At 47.0% G+C, this 17,966-nt stretch carries 19 protein-coding genes and 4 tRNA genes; 4 read left to right on the top strand and 19 right to left on the bottom strand.

The window, feature by feature from the left end; translation table 11 throughout:
- Positions 1-2 precede the first annotated feature (2 nt).
- The 11 genes from rplJ to SD425_RS03850 form a co-directional block, all read right to left on the bottom strand.
- Positions 3-557 (bottom strand): 50S ribosomal protein L10, encoded by a 555-nt coding sequence (rplJ, locus tag SD425_RS03900; protein ID WP_324675615.1) that lies wholly within the window; start codon positions 555-557, stop codon positions 3-5.
- A gap of 18 nt (positions 558-575) precedes the next feature.
- Positions 576-1,271, bottom strand: a complete 696-nt coding sequence (rplA, locus tag SD425_RS03895) for a 50S ribosomal protein L1 (protein WP_324675613.1) — start codon at positions 1,269-1,271, stop codon at positions 576-578.
- A 20-nt stretch (positions 1,272-1,291) separates the two neighbouring features.
- Positions 1,292-1,735 carry a 50S ribosomal protein L11 gene (rplK, locus tag SD425_RS03890; protein WP_086592727.1) on the bottom strand — a complete coding sequence of 148 codons (444 nt, stop codon included), beginning with the start codon at positions 1,733-1,735 and terminating at the stop codon, positions 1,292-1,294.
- A gap of 125 nt (positions 1,736-1,860) precedes the next feature.
- Positions 1,861-2,421 (bottom strand): transcription termination/antitermination protein NusG, encoded by a 561-nt coding sequence (gene nusG / locus SD425_RS03885; protein ID WP_324675610.1) that lies wholly within the window; start codon positions 2,419-2,421, stop codon positions 1,861-1,863.
- A gap of 12 nt (positions 2,422-2,433) precedes the next feature.
- A complete protein-coding gene (gene secE / locus SD425_RS03880; RefSeq protein ID WP_086592725.1) occupies positions 2,434-2,628 on the bottom strand; it encodes a preprotein translocase subunit SecE in 195 nt (64 codons plus the stop codon).
- 49 nt (positions 2,629-2,677) lie between these two features.
- Positions 2,678-2,751 (bottom strand) — tRNA-Trp (locus tag SD425_RS03875).
- A gap of 114 nt (positions 2,752-2,865) precedes the next feature.
- Positions 2,866-4,056 (bottom strand): elongation factor Tu, encoded by a 1,191-nt coding sequence (tuf, locus tag SD425_RS03870; protein WP_086592724.1) that lies wholly within the window; start codon positions 4,054-4,056, stop codon positions 2,866-2,868.
- Between the two features lie 170 nt (positions 4,057-4,226).
- Positions 4,227-4,301 (bottom strand) — tRNA-Thr (locus SD425_RS03865).
- 76 nt (positions 4,302-4,377) lie between these two features.
- A tRNA-Gly gene (locus SD425_RS03860) sits at positions 4,378-4,450 on the bottom strand.
- Between the two features lie 74 nt (positions 4,451-4,524).
- Positions 4,525-4,604: transfer RNA gene (locus tag SD425_RS03855), tRNA-Tyr, on the bottom strand.
- Positions 4,605-4,836: 232 nt separating this feature from the next.
- Positions 4,837-7,431, bottom strand: coding sequence for a M1 family aminopeptidase (locus SD425_RS03850; RefSeq protein WP_324675606.1), 2,595 nt, complete (start codon positions 7,429-7,431; stop codon positions 4,837-4,839).
- A gap of 98 nt (positions 7,432-7,529) precedes the next feature.
- On the opposite strand from SD425_RS03850, the gene SD425_RS03845 reads away from it, so the two are divergent.
- From SD425_RS03845 to frr, 3 genes are all read left to right on the top strand, one after another.
- Positions 7,530-8,033: a biotin/lipoyl-containing protein gene (locus SD425_RS03845; RefSeq protein WP_324675604.1), complete on the top strand. Its 504-nt coding sequence runs from the start codon at positions 7,530-7,532 to the stop codon at positions 8,031-8,033.
- Between the two features lie 133 nt (positions 8,034-8,166).
- Positions 8,167-8,949: a UMP kinase gene (gene pyrH / locus SD425_RS03840; protein WP_324675602.1), complete on the top strand. Its 783-nt coding sequence runs from the start codon at positions 8,167-8,169 to the stop codon at positions 8,947-8,949.
- Between the two features lie 83 nt (positions 8,950-9,032).
- The gene (gene frr / locus SD425_RS03835) at positions 9,033-9,596 is read left to right on the top strand and encodes a ribosome recycling factor (RefSeq protein WP_324675600.1); all 564 of its coding nucleotides are present in this window, start codon (positions 9,033-9,035) and stop codon (positions 9,594-9,596) included.
- Positions 9,597-9,666: 70 nt separating this feature from the next.
- On the opposite strand, the gene nadD is transcribed toward frr, so the two are convergent.
- The 7 genes from nadD to SD425_RS03800 all read right to left on the bottom strand — a co-directional run bounded on the left by nadD (position 9,667) and on the right by SD425_RS03800 (position 14,999).
- Positions 9,667-10,248 carry a nicotinate (nicotinamide) nucleotide adenylyltransferase gene (nadD, locus tag SD425_RS03830; protein WP_324675598.1) on the bottom strand — a complete coding sequence of 194 codons (582 nt, stop codon included), beginning with the start codon at positions 10,246-10,248 and terminating at the stop codon, positions 9,667-9,669.
- On the bottom strand, positions 10,245-10,829 hold the full coding sequence (gmk, locus tag SD425_RS03825) for a guanylate kinase (protein ID WP_324675596.1): 585 nt from the start codon (positions 10,827-10,829) through the stop codon (positions 10,245-10,247). The genes nadD and gmk overlap by 4 nt, the downstream gene beginning before the upstream one ends.
- Positions 10,830-10,838: 9 nt before the next feature.
- The gene (locus SD425_RS03820; protein WP_324675594.1) at positions 10,839-11,123 is read right to left on the bottom strand and encodes a hypothetical protein; all 285 of its coding nucleotides are present in this window, start codon (positions 11,121-11,123) and stop codon (positions 10,839-10,841) included.
- A gap of 16 nt (positions 11,124-11,139) precedes the next feature.
- The gene (locus SD425_RS03815; protein WP_324675592.1) at positions 11,140-11,787 is read right to left on the bottom strand and encodes a sigma-70 family RNA polymerase sigma factor; all 648 of its coding nucleotides are present in this window, start codon (positions 11,785-11,787) and stop codon (positions 11,140-11,142) included.
- Between the two features lie 87 nt (positions 11,788-11,874).
- Complete coding sequence (locus SD425_RS03810) at positions 11,875-13,152, bottom strand: O-antigen ligase family protein (protein WP_324675590.1); 1,278 nt, start codon at positions 13,150-13,152, stop codon at positions 11,875-11,877.
- 27 nt (positions 13,153-13,179) lie between these two features.
- A complete protein-coding gene (locus SD425_RS03805) occupies positions 13,180-14,229 on the bottom strand; it encodes a glycosyltransferase family 9 protein (protein ID WP_324675588.1) in 1,050 nt (349 codons plus the stop codon).
- Positions 14,226-14,999 (bottom strand): glycosyltransferase family 2 protein, encoded by a 774-nt coding sequence (locus SD425_RS03800; RefSeq protein WP_324675586.1) that lies wholly within the window; start codon positions 14,997-14,999, stop codon positions 14,226-14,228. Before SD425_RS03800 ends, SD425_RS03805 begins: the two co-directional genes overlap by 4 nt.
- A 256-nt stretch (positions 15,000-15,255) precedes the next feature.
- On the opposite strand from SD425_RS03800, the gene SD425_RS03795 reads away from it, so the two are divergent.
- Positions 15,256-16,434, top strand: coding sequence for a family 16 glycosylhydrolase (locus tag SD425_RS03795; RefSeq protein WP_324675584.1), 1,179 nt, complete (start codon positions 15,256-15,258; stop codon positions 16,432-16,434).
- A 72-nt stretch (positions 16,435-16,506) separates the two neighbouring features.
- Here SD425_RS03795 and ahcY read toward each other — a convergent pair whose 3' ends face one another.
- Positions 16,507-17,817, bottom strand: coding sequence for an adenosylhomocysteinase (gene ahcY, locus SD425_RS03790; protein WP_324675582.1), 1,311 nt, complete (start codon positions 17,815-17,817; stop codon positions 16,507-16,509).
- Positions 17,818-17,966: the final 149 nt, after the last annotated feature.

Genomic DNA, 17,966 nt, shown 5'->3' with positions numbered 1-17,966 from the left:
GGTTAGCCTGCAACCTCTTCTTTTTCGGAAAGCGTTTTGAGGATACCAGCCAGCTTGCTTCCGCCGCTCGATAGAGCAGAGATAACATTCTTTGCAGGTGACTGAAGCAAGCCGACGATTTCGCCGAGGAGTTCTTGCTTGCCTTTGATAGTGCTGAGAGTCTCAAGTTGATTAGCACCTAGGTAGATGCTAGCATCTACGTATGCACCTTTCAGTGCTGGCTTCGGCTCTACACCTTTTCCATAAGCTTGCTGCTTATAGAAGTCTTGTAGAAGCTTAGCAGGAGCTGAACCCGACTCTTTAGAGAACAGAACACCTGACTGACCTTTCAGTGCAGCATCGATTTCTGTTGTCTCTCCGTCAAGCGTGTCAAGTGCTTTACGGATCAGTGTGTTCTTATAAACTTTGAACTCCATGCCGCGGTTGAAGCACAGGCGACGGAATTCATTGATTTTCGCTACCGTCATCGCCGAAGCATCGGTGATGTAGAACGCGTTGTGCGATTGAAACTTCTCGCTCAACTCGTCGACGAGGGCTTGTTTTTCTTCCCGGGTCATATCGTCGTCTTAGTTATCTTAAGCGGAAGTTACTTGCGTGTCGACCGGTACAGCTGGGCTCATCGTGCTCGAAAGCGTAATGCTTCTGATGTAAGTACCTTTCGCTGAAGAAGGCTTCAAACGGTTTAAGGTTTGAATAACTTCAAAAGCGTTTTCAGCAAGCTTACTGTCGTCGAACGACACTTTACCAACACTGCAGTGAATGATGCCAGTTTTATCAACTTTGAAGTCAATCTTACCAGCCTTTACTTCCTGTACAGCTTTTGCTACATCGGTAGTTACCGTACCTGATTTTGGGTTCGGCATCAGACCACGAGGACCTAGCACGCGACCTAGACGACCAACCTTTGCCATTACTGATGGCATAGTAATGATTACGTCGATATCCGTCCAGCCTTTCTCAATCTTGGAGATATAATCATCAAGACCTACAAAGTCAGCACCAGCAGCAGTCGCTTCAGCTTCTTTATCAGGCGTAACGAGTGCAAGTACACGTACAACTTTACCAGTACCGTGAGGTAGCGTAGCAACGCCACGTACCATTTGGTCTGCTTTGCGTGGGTCAACACCTAAACGCACGTCGATGTCAACAGAAGAATCAAACTTGGTATAGGTTATATCCTTTACCACTTTGGCAGCCTCTACTAACGAACGTACTTGTGTTAGGTCATGTTTGGCAAGGGCTTCCTTGCGCTTTTTGCTAACTTTTGCCATGAGTTCTTCTTGGTTTAAAGTTATTGAGCGAAAGGAGCGTCACCTTTGATCGTGATACCCATGCTACGGGCCGTGCCAGCTACAAGCTTCATTGCTGACTCAATCTTGAAAGCGTTCAAGTCAGGCATTTTCACTTCAGCGATTTGGCGAATTTGATCCCATGTCACTGAACCTACTTTGTTTCGGTTTGGCTCTTTTGAACCGCTCTGAATTTTAGCAGCATCCAACAACATTACCGGAGCAGGTGGGGTTTTCACCACGAAGTCAAATGACTTGTCCGTGTACATGGTAATCAAAACAGGACATACTTGGCCAGCCTTATCTTGAGTCCGAGCATTAAACTGCTTGCAGAACTCCATAATGTTAAGGCCTTTGCTACCAAGTGCAGGTCCAACCGGCGGCGAAGGGTTCGCAGCGCCTCCCTTTATCTGAAGTCTCAGATAACCTCTAATTTCTTTGGCCATTTGGTTTGAAAAGCTTCGAGCTAAATAGTCGTAACACTAATAGCCCTCAGTTAAATATTGCTTCGAAATATGTGGAAGCACCACTAGCTCGAAGCAGCTAGCTAGTGACGATAACTTTCTTTATGCTATGATTCTTTTTCGACCTGTGTATAGCTCAACTCCATGGGAGTGCTACGGCCAAATATCTTCACAATTACGTTCAGCTTTTTACGCTCTTCAAATACTTCACTTACAGTACCCGAGAAACCACTAAACGCACCATCTACTACTTTCACCATTTCACCGGTGATAAATGGCGTCTCAAGGGAAGCAACTTCTTCTTCACTTTCATCTACGATTCCGAGAATGCGATTAACTTCGGCAAGACGTAGTGGAATAGGCTTAGTGTTTGTGCTCTTCCCTTCCTTATCACTAAGAAAGCCAATCACTCCAGGAGTACTAGTAATGATGTGATCAACTTCTCCGTGCGTCAAGTCTGCATGGATAAGGATATAACCAGGAAAGAAATTACGCTCACGTACACGTTTCTTTCCATTACGCATTTCATACACCTTCTCCGCTGGGATTAATACTTGAGGTACTAACTCCGAGAGACCATGACGACCAATTTCAGTCTCTAAGTACTGTTTGGCCTTCTTTTCTTGTCCACTTACTGAGCGGACAACATACCACTTCAATTCTCCCATCAGATCAGCCGATTAACGGAATGAATTGTAAAAGACTTCCAAGCTCTTGTTGAATACAACATCCATTAGACCAACAACAGCAGCAAAAACCAGCGAACCAATAAGCACTAAGCCAGCGCTCTTCTGCAGTTCTTCGAGAGAAGGCCACGTTACTTTGTAACGCATTTCCTCAGTAGTATCGCGGAAATATTTCGTCAGCTTACTCATGATCTAGCGCCGGTTTGGCTTTAAAAACATAGCCAGTCGAACTGGCCTTTGGCACGGGCGGAGAGATTCGAACTCCCATCAAAGGTTTTGGAGACCTCTATTCTACCCTTGAACTACGCCCGTAGAAACACTTCCCATGAACTCTAGGTTTCAATTGGGAGTGCAAAGGTAATGCAAAGTATAGATAAAACAAATCCGCCCCTGAAAAATCAGAGGCGGATTGTTCTATAAATCAGATTAGTCGAGGATTTCAGTAACCTGACCAGCACCTACAGTACGACCACCTTCGCGAATAGCGAAGCGAAGTCCTTTCTCCATCGCCACCTTGTTGATCAGCTCAACTTGGATAGTGATGTTATCACCAGGCATTACCATTTCTACACCCTCTGGAAGAGTGATGATACCAGTAACGTCAGTAGTACGCAGATAGAACTGAGGACGGTAGTTATTGAAGAAAGGAGTGTGACGACCACCTTCTTCTTTCGACAATACGTACACTTCGGCTTTGAACTTCTGGTGAGGAGTTACTGAGCCCGGCTTGCAAATAACCATACCGCGACGGATATCGTCTTTTTCAATACCACGGAGCAACAGACCTACGTTGTCACCAGCTTCGCCACGATCAAGGATCTTGCGGAACATTTCCACACCGGTAACTACCGACTTCAGACCTTGCTTAGCACCCATACCTAGGATGTCTACTTGCTCACCTGAGTTGATGATACCACGCTCAATACGACCAGTAGCAACAGTACCACGGCCTGTGATTGAGAATACGTCCTCAACCGGCATCAGGAAGGGCAGGTCAGTCAAACGAGCAGGAATTGGAATGTAGCTGTCAACAGCGTCCATCAGCTCCTCAATCTTGGGAACCCAGTTAGCGTCACCATTTAAACCACCTAGAGCCGAGCCTTGGATGATCGGAATATTGTCGCCGTCGAAGTCATAGAAAGAGAGCAACTCACGAATTTCCATTTCAACGAGCTCAAGCAATTCGGGGTCGTCAACCATGTCCACTTTGTTCATGAACACTACTAGTTGAGGAACACCTACCTGGCGAGCTAGGAGGATGTGCTCACGAGTTTGTGGCATTGGGCCATCAGTAGCAGCAACCACTAGGATGGCGCCGTCCATTTGAGCAGCACCTGTTACCATGTTCTTCACGTAGTCAGCGTGACCAGGGCAGTCAACGTGAGCATAGTGACGGTTTTCGGTAGCATACTCTACGTGAGCCGTGTTAATCGTGATACCACGCTCTTTTTCTTCAGGAGCGTTGTCAATCGACGAGAAGTCACGCTTAGCGGCCAGACCTTTGTTCGCCAGTACCGTTGTGATAGCAGCAGTCAGGGTGGTTTTGCCGTGGTCCACGTGCCCGATCGTACCGATGTTCACGTGCGGCTTGGAACGATCAAAATTTTCTTTAGCCATTGTAAAGAGATTAAGAGGAATTTTGTGGTGTAAGAGGGAAAAACGCGACTAGACTATATTGCAAGAAAGCGAAACACAGCTTCGCCAAAGTAGGAAAACTGCACGTCGCTTTTACTTGCTTGATAAATACAAACGGTGCAGTCGCGCTGCTCCGCCGGTACTATTATAAATGGAGCCATTGATGGGATTTGAACCCATGACCTCTTCCTTACCAAGGAAGTGCTCTACCCCTGAGCTACAACGGCTAATTGCACAAAACAATTCATAAAGAACGGTCAAAAGCTCGCGACTTGCATTTAACTGCTTCTATAATTCGTTCTGAGCGGGAGACGAGGTTCGAACTCGCGACCTACAGCTTGGAAGGCTGTCGCTCTACCAACTGAGCTACTCCCGCATGCGAGCAGTATATGATAGCAAAACCAACTTAGCTAATCACAAAGTCAAGTTGTATCATCTACTATTCAACAGTGGGGGCGAAAGGACTCGAACCTTTGAACCCGAAGGAGGTGAGTTACAGTCACCCGCAATTGCCGCTATGCGACGCCCCCAAATAGATCTCTTGACCATTTATCAAAAGCTCTTTGCTCCTTTTAGCTAAACCTATCTAAGACGGATGGCTTAAGGAGCTGCAAAATTAATGGGTTTCCGATGCAAGTCAAGCGCCACATCAAAAAGGATGTAATTATTTTTTCAGTTTAGCTAAAGCTTACTGAACGTTACATCTCTTTTCTGGAAGAAGAACAAAGCTATTCTCCTTACTATGAACATGCTAAGTAGAATTTATTGCAACATAGTAAACATAGCTTTTACCTGTTGGTCCTTTTCTTTCTCTCGAATATCCCGCATGGTTGCTTTCACGTTGGAATTAGTAGCGGCCATCATACCTAAAGCCTTATAGGCTCCTAAGCGTACATAAAACTTCGAGCCAGTTCGAGCATAGCTTTCAAGACGTTGCAAACCTTTATCACGCTCCACAGGAGGCATTCTCAACATTAGGGTAGCAAAATCCTCGAAATAGGATTGATATAGATTTTCGTCACTGACATCAGCCATACGGCGCAAAAACCATTGATATTGATCAGTAGTACCATTTAGAGCATAGTAGTTCGCTAAAGCATTCAACAGTGTTTCATTACGAGTCTCCTGCAAAGCATTAATCTGCTCCTTGGTGTTAATAGAAGGGTTCTTAGCTAGTGCGTTAATAGCGCTTCCTATTACTAAATACGAGCTATCGTTGAGTGCAGTAGCATACAACCCACTGAAGTCCTCGTTAGGAAACGAAGCTAAGGAAGTTATTGCTGCTGCTCGAACTTGGCTCTTTTGATCTTTACTTGCTACTCGCTGTAATTCCTTCCGAATTGCTCCTCCTTCAGGACCTTTGTATTTACGCAAAGCTTCAGCTGCATTCTGCCGTACAGCCCAGAAATCATCATTCAAGGCGGCACGCAACATGCCACTGACAGTCAAATCACCCATCTTCGGCCGTAGCTTCTCTATCGCTTCATACTTCTGCAGATAATTGCGCGCATGGTAGTACTGAAACAGTAGTTCGTCTTGCGTACGTTCTTCTTCAATCTGGGCTAGCAATTGTCCTTCGCTATCAAACTTTACTAAGCTAGGGTGTTGCGACGCAGGTATAGAAAAGACTTGATCAGCTTTTGTTATGGTGATTCGATGATCAATCGGCTGATTGTTGTTCCAGATAGTGATTGTAACAGGTAGACGGTAGAGAGGAGTGAACGTAGTGTCTTGTACTTGCTGCACATGCAAGTTTTCCTGCCCATTAGCGTAGCTGTGAGTCACATGCAACTCTGGGTGTCCTCGTTGCAAGAACCATTGATCGAAGAACCACATAAGATCTTCTCCGGTAGTTTCTTCAAAAGCTATACGCAGCTTCGACAACTCGCTCGAGGAAAATTTATTCTGTGTCAAGTATCGGCTTAAGGCTGCAAAAAAGGCATCATCACCAACGTATTTCCGCAGCATATGTAACACACGTCCGCCTTTGCTATAAGAGTGCGAGTCAAACATGTCTTCGCGGTTCTCATAGTGATAGCGGATAAGCGGCTCTCGCTTGCTTTGTGCCTCATAGAGATACTGACTCAATCCTTTTTGCTGCTCAAGAGCGGCTTCATTAGCTCCTTTACTATGTTCAGCCCACAAAAACTGAGCGTAGTCAGCAAATGATTCGTTGAGAGGTAGATTTGACCAAGATTCGCAGGTAACGTAATTACCGAACCAGTGGTGAAACAACTCGTGTGCGATTGTAGCGTCATCGTCGCGGTCGAGTAAATCGCGTTGCGTGAGCTGTGTATCTTCTTGGCGATGCGTCACGGCCGTGGTGTTTTCCATGGCACCTGATACGAAATCGTATACTGCTACCTGAGCATACTTCTCCCATGGAAACTCAACACCTAGCTTGGTAGAAAAGAACTCTAACATCTCAGGTGTGCGCCCAAATACGGCTCGTGCAGTACTTTCAAATTTAGGGTCTACATAGTAATCCACTGCCTTACCATGCCAACGGTCGCTCACTACAGCAAAATCACCCACAGCTATCATGGTCAAGTAAGGTGCTGCGGCTAGGTTTTGCTTCCATACATCCGTACGCGTTCCGTCAGGGTTTCCCTTCGAAGAAATCAGCACTCCATTAGAAAGCGTCTTAAACTGCTTATCTACCGTCAGGGTGATTTCCTGCGTCATGCGCTGATTCGGCTTATCGATAGTCGGAAACCAGCAAGAGTTAGCTTCTGTCTCACCTTGCGTCCAAATCTGCCGAGGCTTGTTTTTATCAGTACCTAGGGGGTTGATAAAGTACAAACCCTTATCAGAGGTGATGGCAGCACTCCCTCCTGCTGCTAACTCATTTGGCTTTGCGACATAACTAATACGCACCTCATATGGCTCCGTACGCGCATACTGTCGGTCGAGGGTAATAGTAAGCTTGCGCTTGTCGTAAGTATAATTTAGATTCTTATCCTTGTTGTTTTTGGTCAACAGGCGCACGCTTTTAATATCAAACCCCTTGGCATCGAGTACCAATTGGCTTTGCGGATAGAAGTGCGACTGAACCAACAAAGCAGCATTACCAATAAGTTGTTGTTTAGCCCAATCGAAACGGATATCTAGCTTTGTGTTAAGCAAATCCGTGAGAATAGTAGCTGTGGGTTGTACGGGAGTAGTAGGTGGCAACCATGAGGGTACAACCAACGTGCTAACCGCCGGTTCAGGAGTAGCTTGCGCAGTTGGACTTACTGGCTTCTTGCGAGTTGCTGTTTTCGTTGATACCGCTTTAGTAGACTTAACAGTTTGAGCTGGTGCGGTTATATGACACGTGAGGACCAGGCCAAGAATGCCGAGGACCGAATATTTCATGCTAGCAGACACTATAGGAATGTGGCCTAAATTTCCGAAAATATTTCAGATTTGACCTATCTTTAAGCCCTTTTCCGCGCCCTTTCCCTTACACCTTTATGCTCCAGATAAGTACTAGTTCGAACCGCAGTTGGGAAGTAGATTATCAGCTTAATGGTCCTATTTCCGTTAATGGCGAGCTATTCACCTGGGACTTAGTGCTGCTGGGAGATGGACGTTATCATTTGCTTTATGAAGGTCGATCTTACTCGATTGAAGTAATAAGCACTGACTACACAGCAAAATCATTTACACTGAAAGTCGGTAATCACTTTATCGAACTTCAGGCCAAAGATCGTTTTGACCTCCTGCTCGACCGATTAGGCATGGCTGACGCTTCTGCACACAAGGTAAATGAGCTAAAAGCGCCAATGCCGGGACTTATTGTCGATATCCGAGTCGAATCTGGTCAGACGGTTCATAAAGGCGACCCACTACTAGTATTGGAGGCTATGAAAATGGAAAACATATTGAAAGCTCCTACTGATGGAGTGGTCAATGCTATTAAAGTGGCTCTGCGCGATAATGTTAGTAAAGGGCAAGTTTTAATCTCATTTAGCTGAGCTAGAAATACAAATGACCACTGCCGACGAGGCATGCTCAGTTTGACTTTTAATTGACAAACACTTCACAAGCTTGGTTAAGCTGCCGTATTCGCCTCACAACAATTGATTTCTCCACTTAACTCTCTCTATTTTGAAGTACAACCGAATCCTGCTGAAGCTAAGCGGTGAAGCACTAATGGGCCAGCAACAATATGGCATTGATGCAGCTCGTTTGATGCAATACGCACAGGAAATTAAAGCCGCGGCCGATAGCGGTACGCAGGTAGCTGTCGTGATTGGAGGGGGTAATATCTTCCGTGGTGTACAGGCAGCTGCTTTCGGCCTCGACCGAGTACAGGGCGACTACATGGGCATGCTGGCTACAGTCATCAATTCGATGGCTTTACAGAGCGCTTTGGAAGTTTTAGGGGTACAAACCCGCTTGCTGTCCGGTCTTACAATCCAACAGGTATGTGAGCCCTATTTGCGGCGACGGGCATTACGCCACTTGGAGAAAGGACGTGTAGTAATTTTTGGTGCAGGCATTGGTTCCCCTTACTTCACAACTGACTCAGCTGCTTCCTTGCGTGCTATTGAGATAGAAGCAGACGTTGTTCTGAAAGGTACCCGTGTTGATGGAATTTATACAGCTGATCCAGAAAAGGACCCAACTGCAACACGCTTCCCGGAAATTACTTTTGATGAGGTCATCGAAAAGAACCTCAACGTAATGGATATGACGGCCTTCACCTTGTGTAAGGAGAACAACCTACCCATTATTGTATTCGACATGAATACTGCAGGTAACCTTCAGCGCCTCATTGATGGACAGGATATTGGTACTCGTGTTGTACTAAGTCCAGAAGCTACTTCCCTTGAACCAAAGCATAGCAGCTTACAACCTAGCTTGGACGCACCCACTGGACAGGCTTAATTATTTGACTATTTGGTCAAGAACAGTTGAACAACAGCAATTTCTGACGTACTAATAACTTTTAACTTTCAGAATTCCAGAAGATGGACGAAGAAATTCAGTTTTACTTAAGCGAAGGCGAAGAGTCGATGGCGAAGGCGCTACAGCACACCAGCCTTGAACTAGGTCGCATTCGGGCGGGTAAAGCCACTCCAGCCATGCTCGACAGCTTACGAGTAGATTATTACGGTACCCCTACTCCTATCAGCCAGGTAGCCAACGTCTCAGCTCCCGATGCTCGTACGCTGTTCATTAAGCCTTGGGAGAAGAACATTATTAGTGAGGTAGTAAAGGCTATTAAGAACAGCGACCTAGGTCTCAATCCGCAGTCGGATGCGGAAGGAGTACGGCTCAACATTCCTCCAATGACGCAAGAGCGTCGTCGGGACCTGGTGAAACAGGTGAAGAATGAAACGGAAAGTGGAAAGGTACGCATCCGGAGTATCCGCAAAGACGTGAATGATTCTTTGCGTAAACTATTAAAAGAAGGTGCCGCAGAAGATGCGGTAAAGGATGCAGAAGCTAAAGTGCAGAAAGTAACAGATAGCTATATCAGTAAGATTGATGATCTGATGAGCAAGAAAGAAGCTGAGATTATGACCATCTGAGCTAGCCTACTTAGAACAGAAAAGCCCCAACTAAAAAACTTTAGTTGGGGCTTTTTATGATCGATAAAACTTACTGCCAATAACCCTTGCGGGTAATTTCTTCCTCTACATTCTCTGGAACCAAGTACCGGATAGACTTACCATTCCGTATGCAATTACGAATGAACGTAGCCGATATATCTAGTAAAGGAGCTTCTACAACGCGTGCTTGTTCAGGTACCTTTGGCAAAGCGGAAGCACCAGAACGCGGATATACATAAATCGGAGTTTCTTCCAGAATGTGGTCAACCTGTTTCCATTTTGGTAAACCAGCTAGGTTGTCCTCCCCCATCAATAACACAAATTGATGATTGGGATACTGTGTTCGAAGTACACTGAGTGTATCGACAGTATAGCTAGGTTTAGGCAGACCAAATTCCGTATCTAACGCTCGTAGCCGTTCGTTTCCTGCAATAGCTAACTGAACTAGATGATAACGCTCGCGCTCCGCTAGAAGCTCTTGCTCGGCTTTGAACGGACTTTGAGGCGACACCACTAGCCATACAGCATCTAGATCCGTGTGCGTAGCCATAAAATTTGCTACGATCAGATGGCCCGTATGAATCGGATTAAAAGAGCCAAACAGTAACCCTATCCTAGGTGCCGTGTTCACGACAAGTTCGATTCTGTTGCTATGAAGTTACGTACTAGCTTTTCAGCTTGTGAAGAAGCTTCATCTAGGTTATCGTTGACGATGGCCACATCAAACCGGTCCTCGAACGTGAGCTCAAATTTAGCTTTGTAAACTCGCCCAGAAATACTGGACTCAGAATCGGTTGCACGAGTTCGTAATCGGGTTTCCAATATCTCTAAAGATGGAGGCTTAACAAAGACAGCTAAAGCACGGTCTTTATAAAACTCCTTGATACTCAAACCGCCCTTTACATCCACATCTAGGATGGCGTGTCTACCACTAGCCCAGATGCGCTCGATTTCGGATTTTAGAGTACCGTAGAAGTTGCCGGCATAAACTTCTTCCCACTCCACGAACTCATCATGACGAATTTTCTCTTGAAATTCCTCAATGGAGATGAAGTAGTAGTCTTTACCATTAGCTTCGGTGCGGCCGCGCTTATCGCGCGTGCAAGCCGAAATAGAAAAGCTCAGTTCTGGAATTCGCTCCAGCAACCGATGGACGATAGTGGTTTTGCCAGCGCCAGAAGGTGCTGAGAACACAATAATTTTACCCTGCATCAGGCAAAATTACGCCATTTCCGTCTTAAGGCGCGTCATAATTGTGTCAGGTAATGAGTTAGGCGCACCTTTACGGCCCACATACTGAGTCAGAAACCCAACGAAAATACGCTGCTTATCAATGCTATCGAAGCACGGAGAGCAGTCTTCGGCGTGGCTGATGAAATAATCTTCATCTTCCTCGCTAGGGGCTTGGCCCACGATGATTTGGTCGAGAATTGTCGTCACGCGTTCACAGTCGGGGCCAGTAACGGCCGCGTTCTGGTTAGTTGGTGTTGTAGAGGTGGCTTTCATAATCTAAATCATTTATTTATTCGTTGTCGTCATCGTCAGTCGCTAATGCATCGGCTTGCTCTTCGCTGCCGTACCCCATCGACTTGGCGTACTTTTCCAGTTTTTCCTTTAAGAAATTTCGTGCTCGGTGTAAGCGCGAACGGACAGTCCCGATTGGAATGTCCAATACTTTTGCCATCTCTTCGTAGGTGAATCCCTCCAAGTCACAGAGGATAATGACCGTACGAAAATCAACTGGCAAGGAGTTCAGTGCGCTAGCCACCTCGTCGCCGATGAGGTCACGCACTGCTTGCTGCCGCATATCCGACGACGTGCTACCCACGTCGCCCTCGGCCTCCACGTCTTCCGTATTGTAGTAACCCTCAATCTCGCTGTAGTCGACTTTGGCGGGTTGTTTACTCTTTTTTCGGAAGTCGTTAATGAACGAGTTTTTCAGGATGCGAAACAGCCACGCTTTCGCGTTGGTTCCCGGCTCGAAGTATTCGAAGAAACGATAGGCCTTCAAATACGTCTCTTGGACGAGGTCATTGGCGTCATCTTCATCAAGGGTGAGACGGTAGGCAAAGTTGTACAGAGAATCAAGGACGGGCATTAGTTCGGCTTGGAACCGTCGGTCCTTTTCTTCTTTGCTCAGCTTAGGAACCCGTTCGGGAGAATCGCTCATGGGCACTAGGAGTAGATGGCTAAAATTGTAAAAAAAGAGCTAGTGACCAAACAAGCAAGTTGGTGCTCTACTTGTTTTTTTGGTGGGTCAACCAGCTTTCTGCTGGGCTTGCCGCTCTGCATTCACGACTAAGAAGCCATAGAGGAAAACAAAAAGGTTGAAGCCAATCTGAAGCTGTAGAAGCGAGTCAACTAACATTGCTACGCACAGAATGAGCAGGAAATGTATGACGTACGGGTTACGACGTACTCTAGGTTGCGCTAACGGCCCGAGTAAGACAAGTAGCCACACAAATAGACCTACGATACCAGCGCCTAATAGGTAATGCAAATATTGATTATGAACCATGACCCAGTTGACGGGCTGTAGGCCAAAGTCGCGCCACCTATACTCTTCCATCATTGCCGGTTCCGTATCAGCAAGGCCTACACCGAACCATGGATGCTGTGCGACAACGGCCTGCGCCGTTTGCCAGGCAGCCAAACGTTTCGAGAGCGAAAAGTTGTTGATGTCGTGATTAAGACTGAACTGCTCAAGGTCGTAGTAGGTACCATTGACCCTAGCTTGGATAGGCTCTAGTGTTTTATAAGCAAGCCACGGCAGGACAGCAAACATGATCAATGCTCCTAGCCCCCACAAGAACTGACGACGCGCTACAATCAACACAACAGCATCGAAGAGCAGAGTACTGTAGAAAACTAGCAGCCCAGTGCGGTATGCTAACACGTGTAAAACGACTACAATTAATAGCACTGCTAGTAGCAGGAGCCAACGCCATAAGCGGGTGGCGTAAGCACTACGCTGCAGCAACACGCCAAAGTAAAACGCTAAGGCAAGCATTACACTGAAGTGGATGTGAAACACCCCCGTAACAGTTTGAATGTTCTGTCCAGTGTTAAACATTTCGTGTACTTCAGACGCCGTGAGCAGGTAACGAACCAATGTATCAGTACCCAACAGCGCAGTACCTAGGACGAACATACAACCTAGGAGAAACCGCTGGCGACCACTTAGCGGCACAGCAACAGCAAAAGTTAGCGGTACGCCTAGTAGAGGAAGCTGCCGAAAAAGCTCGTGTCGCCAGATGCCCCATTCCGTAGTATACAGCCCGCTGAACACAAGCACAGCATAAAGCAAGGCCGCAAACACGACGGCCGGATTATGCCACCATCGAGCTAGCTCAATCCGCCATGCAGGATTAGTAGCCGCACTTAGTAGACCAACCAATGGGCTCAGGGCCACTAACGCCCGAGCGGACAGTAGCCCTACAATGCCTGCAACGCAAGCTACTAGCAATAGGCATTGGGAAAGATAGCCAGTCCGGTATGCTTGCCGCAATGCAGTTGCCAGCGTAGATGAACTCATAAAATATTCGGAATAAGCAGGCGAACTCTAGAAAGCAGCAAAAGTAACAACAGGTAAGTGCTGCCAAGTTAAAATACGCTCTAACACTTGCAGTGGTGCTATGGCCTTGATGCAAGTGCAGCTAGCGGGTACTTGTCGGCAGTCGTTACAATCGGGACGGTCAAATACCAAGTACTCAGCATACGGCCCTAAGGGAGCCCAACGGCCAGGATGAGTAGGGCGCATTGGTGGGTACAAGCCGAGTGCGTGCCGCCCCAGTGCTGCAGCTAGGTGTAAAGGTCCTGTACTGGCAGCTACCAGCCCATCAGCAGCAGCAATAAACGATAAGAGTTGTGCTAGGTTTAACTTACCAGTAAGCTCCCCAGCCAATACGGCAGCATGGGCATCTAGCCATGGCCGCAGTTCCTCCCCCTCCGCTGCTGTGCCTGTTACAAAAACTCGATGCCCCGCTTGGTGCAACAAGCGAGCAAGCGCACCAAAATACTCCAGTCCCCATTCGCGAGCACTACCTCGTGAGCGGGGATGCAAAATAACATTGAGTTGCTCTGGCCGACGAGCAGCTAGCAACTGCTGCCATTCGATAGCAAGTGGCACAGTTGGTTGCAAGCGTACCAATGCTGCTACCTGATCTAAACCAGGTTGTTCAGTGTAGCCGAATGGCTCTAGTAGCTTCAGGTTGAGTTGGGCTTCATGTAACTGGGAATGCCGGCGGCTAAGCGCCACCAGCCGATTACAGGTTAACCAATGAAACCAGCGGCTACGGGTACCAACCCGTAGTGGAATGCCGGCTTTACGCCCTAGCTGTGCTACATGCCTGTTAGGAAAAACGTGCACAATGGCATCGGCTTGCTGAGCGCGCAGAATAGCTAGCTGGTCTTTTTCTCCTAGAATTCTCAACTCGTCATAATCCAGGAAAGCATCTACCCATGGGCAAGCTTCTGCCACAGCTTGCGTGTACGTGCGCCCCAGAAGAACGATCCGGCAGCCTGGCACCATCTGCTTCAGTTGACCACAGATGGGTAAGGTAAGCACCACATCACCAATAGCATCTGTCCGGCTAATGATAAACGTCTTCATAAGCCGGAAGTAAGCCGAGGCCGCTTCGTACGCAGCTTAGCAAATTTTAGAAAAACTCCCCAAGCAGAAATACCGGCAATGCATAGCCCAGCGAATCCATCTAAGAAGCCTAAACGCAAAAAGTATCCATGCACGAATTTCCACCATGGTTTCAACAATAGGTGAAACAGCGTAACCTGATACTTGCCGCGTAAAGCTAGCTCATCGGCGGCGATGCTCGTGAAGCGATTAAGCTGCGCTACGTGCTGTTCTACGGAATCATATGAATAGTGAAGCAGGTCTCCTTTTAAGTTGATTGCTTGCTGGTTAGGGTATAGTTCGTAGCGTTCGTGTAGCAGCAGGCCTTGCCATTGTCCACAGCGGCGGTCGTAGAGGCGCAGCTTACGATCAGGATACCAACCACCGTGTTTCACCCAAGTGCCACAGTAATTAGTAAGCCGGGCTAACGTATAGCCGGCAGCCAGCCAGTTCATTTTCACCTGTCGAATACTATCGCGCAAGGCATCAGTAAGCACCTCGTCAGCGTCGAGTTGGAGCACATAATCGTGGTGCGCTTGAGTAGTAGCAAAGTTCTTTTGCTCTACATATCCCTCAAATTGATGCTGTACGACTCGGGCGTTGTGCTCTTGGCAAATTTCGACAGTGCGATCTGTCGAGAAAGAATCAACCACCACCACGTCATCTGCTATATCCTGCAGAGCGAGCAGGCAGCGGCCAATAGTATGTTCTTCGTTATAAGTGATGATGACGACCGAAAGCAGAATGGACATATAGGCGCAAATATCCGCATTTTGTTAGCATCGGCCTTGACCTGCCATGGTTAATCACGTACTGTCTTTCCAGAACAACACGTTGATGTAGCATGCGTACTTGCAACCTAAGTACCAATAGTCACATGATGTAAGTTGTAGCCTGTGGCAAGATTTGTGCGACTTTGGTGGCTCCTACTACCTCTTTCAGTTGCTTGCTTATTGCAGTCTTTATCCCTCCCAACTTCTTCGTATGTGGCTCAGGTCAGTACTAGTTTTGTTTATTACTCTAGCAATCTTCAATAAGCTAATTGCACAATCAACAATTGATTACAAGAACTACCAAGAGATTTTCAAGGATGATTTCACTTACACCCAAAAAGAGGAGCTAGGTCGTAACTGGCGCTTCGTAAGTCCGAATGATCCTGACCAAGGCTGGGGAGATGAGTACTTCACTCCAGAGCAAGTTTCCTTGCGCTCGGATGGTAAACACCGTGGCACCGGCTTGCTGCGCCTTTCTGCACAACGCTTGCCGGAACCAAAACCGAGCAAGCATGGAGACAGATTGTTTGTCTCAGGTAAGATCGAGTCGATAATCGACATAGATGGCACCCAAAGCTGCCATGGAATGTACCCGGGCTTTACTTACGGAATGTTCGAAATAAGGTGCAAGCTCCCTAAAGGCCGAAACGGAACATGGCCTACCTTCTGGTTCCTCTCAGGCGATACGGAGATAGATGTGGTAGATAACCTGAAGCCTGATCCAGCTGCAGTTATCCAGTCAGGAGTCATCGACTGGCACAAAACGTTTCCTAATGATTCATTAGGAAATGCAGAAAAAGGGGCTGTTCTCTACAAACGTTTCGGGTCTTTGCTTTCAGATGACTTCAATACCTACACTGCCGTTTGGACTCCTTCGCGCGTGTCATTTTTCTTCAATGGTCGCTTGCTTTATAACGTCGACGATACGGTAATAGCCACGCACAATTGTGCAGGAATGCTGTTAGCGACATTACAGATGAAAAACTACGATCAATCTGTACAGCGTGCACACATGGATATTGATTATATCCGAGTGTTAAAGCCGCGTGGCAATGACTATTCACTGCCGTATACAAGTGATCCAGAAGCAGCGAACAAATCGATTGTAGAAAGCTTACCGAACATCAGTACAGCAGTTGGTGCTCTTATTGTGAACCCACTATCACCTGAAGAGGTCTTTTATCGGGGTAACAACGATGAGCTCTATCGTGCATTACGCCGCGGCAAACGTTGGAAGGTTGAATCCCTTCATGAAACGGCCAATGTTCAGCAGACAGATTACTTAGTAAAAAGTGAATTGCATTACGATATTCGTACTAACACCATTACTTACCAAGGTGGTAACAATCAGCTACAAACATTCACCTTTTCGACTAATTGGCAGCATAATACACTCCCTTCTGGCCCTTTATAGAGCCCCAGTAAAAAAGAAGCCTGGTTCGAAAAATTCGAACCAGGCTTCTTTTTTACTGGGGCTAGGTTATTTCTAGTACCGATACAGGTCTGATTTGAACGGACCTTCTACATCTACGCCGATGTAAGAAGCTTGCTTTGGCTTCAACTCATCTAGCTCTACCCCAATCTTAGCTAGGTGTAGGCGAGCTACTTTCTCGTCTAGGTGCTTGGGCAGCGTATATACCTTGTTCTCGTATTTATCCGAGTTCTCCCACAGCTCCAGTTGTGCTAGTGTTTGGTTAGTGAAAGAGTTCGACATCACGAAAGAAGGGTGACCTGTAGCACAACCTAGGTTTACAAGACGTCCTTCGGCCAGCACGATAACTTCTTTGCCGTCGATGTTGTAGAGGTCAACCTGAGGCTTTACGGTATCTTTTGTGTGACCGTAATTAGTGTTAAGCCAAGCCATATCGATTTCATCGTCGAAGTGGCCGATATTACAAACAATAGCCTTGTCTTTCAGCGCGCGGAAGTGCTCTTCCGTCAGGATGTCGCAGTTACCAGTCGCAGTAATTACGATGTCCGCTTCTTTAATAGCGTTAGCCATTTTCTTTACGGCATAACCGTCCATAGCGGCTTGCAGCGCGCAGATAGGATCAATTTCCGTAACAACAACGCGTGCTCCGGCACCGCGAAGTGAAGCAGCAGTACCCTTGCCTACGTCGCCGTAGCCAGCTACCACAGCAATTTTGCCAGCCATCATCACGTCAGTAGCCCGACGAATAGCATCTACTGCTGACTCCTTGCAACCATACTTGTTATCAAACTTCGACTTCGTGACCGAGTCGTTGATGTTGAAAGCAGGCATCGGCAGGGTACCATTTTTCACCCGGTCGAGTAGGCGTAGCACGCCTGTGGTCGTTTCCTCCGAAATACCACGAATACCAGCAGCTAACTCCGGGAATTGGTTCAGAACCATGTTCGTCAGGTCACCACCATCATCGAGAATCATATTCAGTGGTTGACGCTCCTCACCGAAGTACAAAGTCTGCTCGATGCACCAGTTGAATTCCTCTTCGTTCATGCCTTTCCAAGCATACACCGGAATACCGGCTGCTGCAATAGCTGCTGCCGCATGATCTTGTGTAGAAAAGATATTACACGAAGACCACGTAACATCAGCCCCTAGCTCGATGAGCGTTTCAATGAGTACTGCCGTCTGAATCGTCATGTGCAAGCATCCAGCGATGCGAGCATCTTTCAATGGTTTCGAAGGACCGAATTCAGCACGTAATGCCATTAGCCCCGGCATTTCTGCCTCAGCTAACCGAATTTCTTTGCGGCCCCATTCGGCCAATGTGATGTCCTTAACCTTATAAGGTACGTAAGTTGTCTCCACCATAGTTGTAACTGTTTTGCGGTTTCAACTACAAAGGTAACAAGTTTGTTATTGGGATTTTAGCTGAGCTATAACAAGCAGCATGCATAAATATAGTGCTATGCTAGCAAGTGGGCTTTAAGATGCCGTTGAGCATTTTAAAAATCGCCGAT

The sequence above is a fragment of the Hymenobacter sp. GOD-10R genome (assembly GCF_035609205.1).
In the GTDB taxonomy this organism is placed as follows: domain Bacteria; phylum Bacteroidota; class Bacteroidia; order Cytophagales; family Hymenobacteraceae; genus Hymenobacter.
This window is presented reverse-complemented; position numbering and strand designations above follow the sequence as displayed.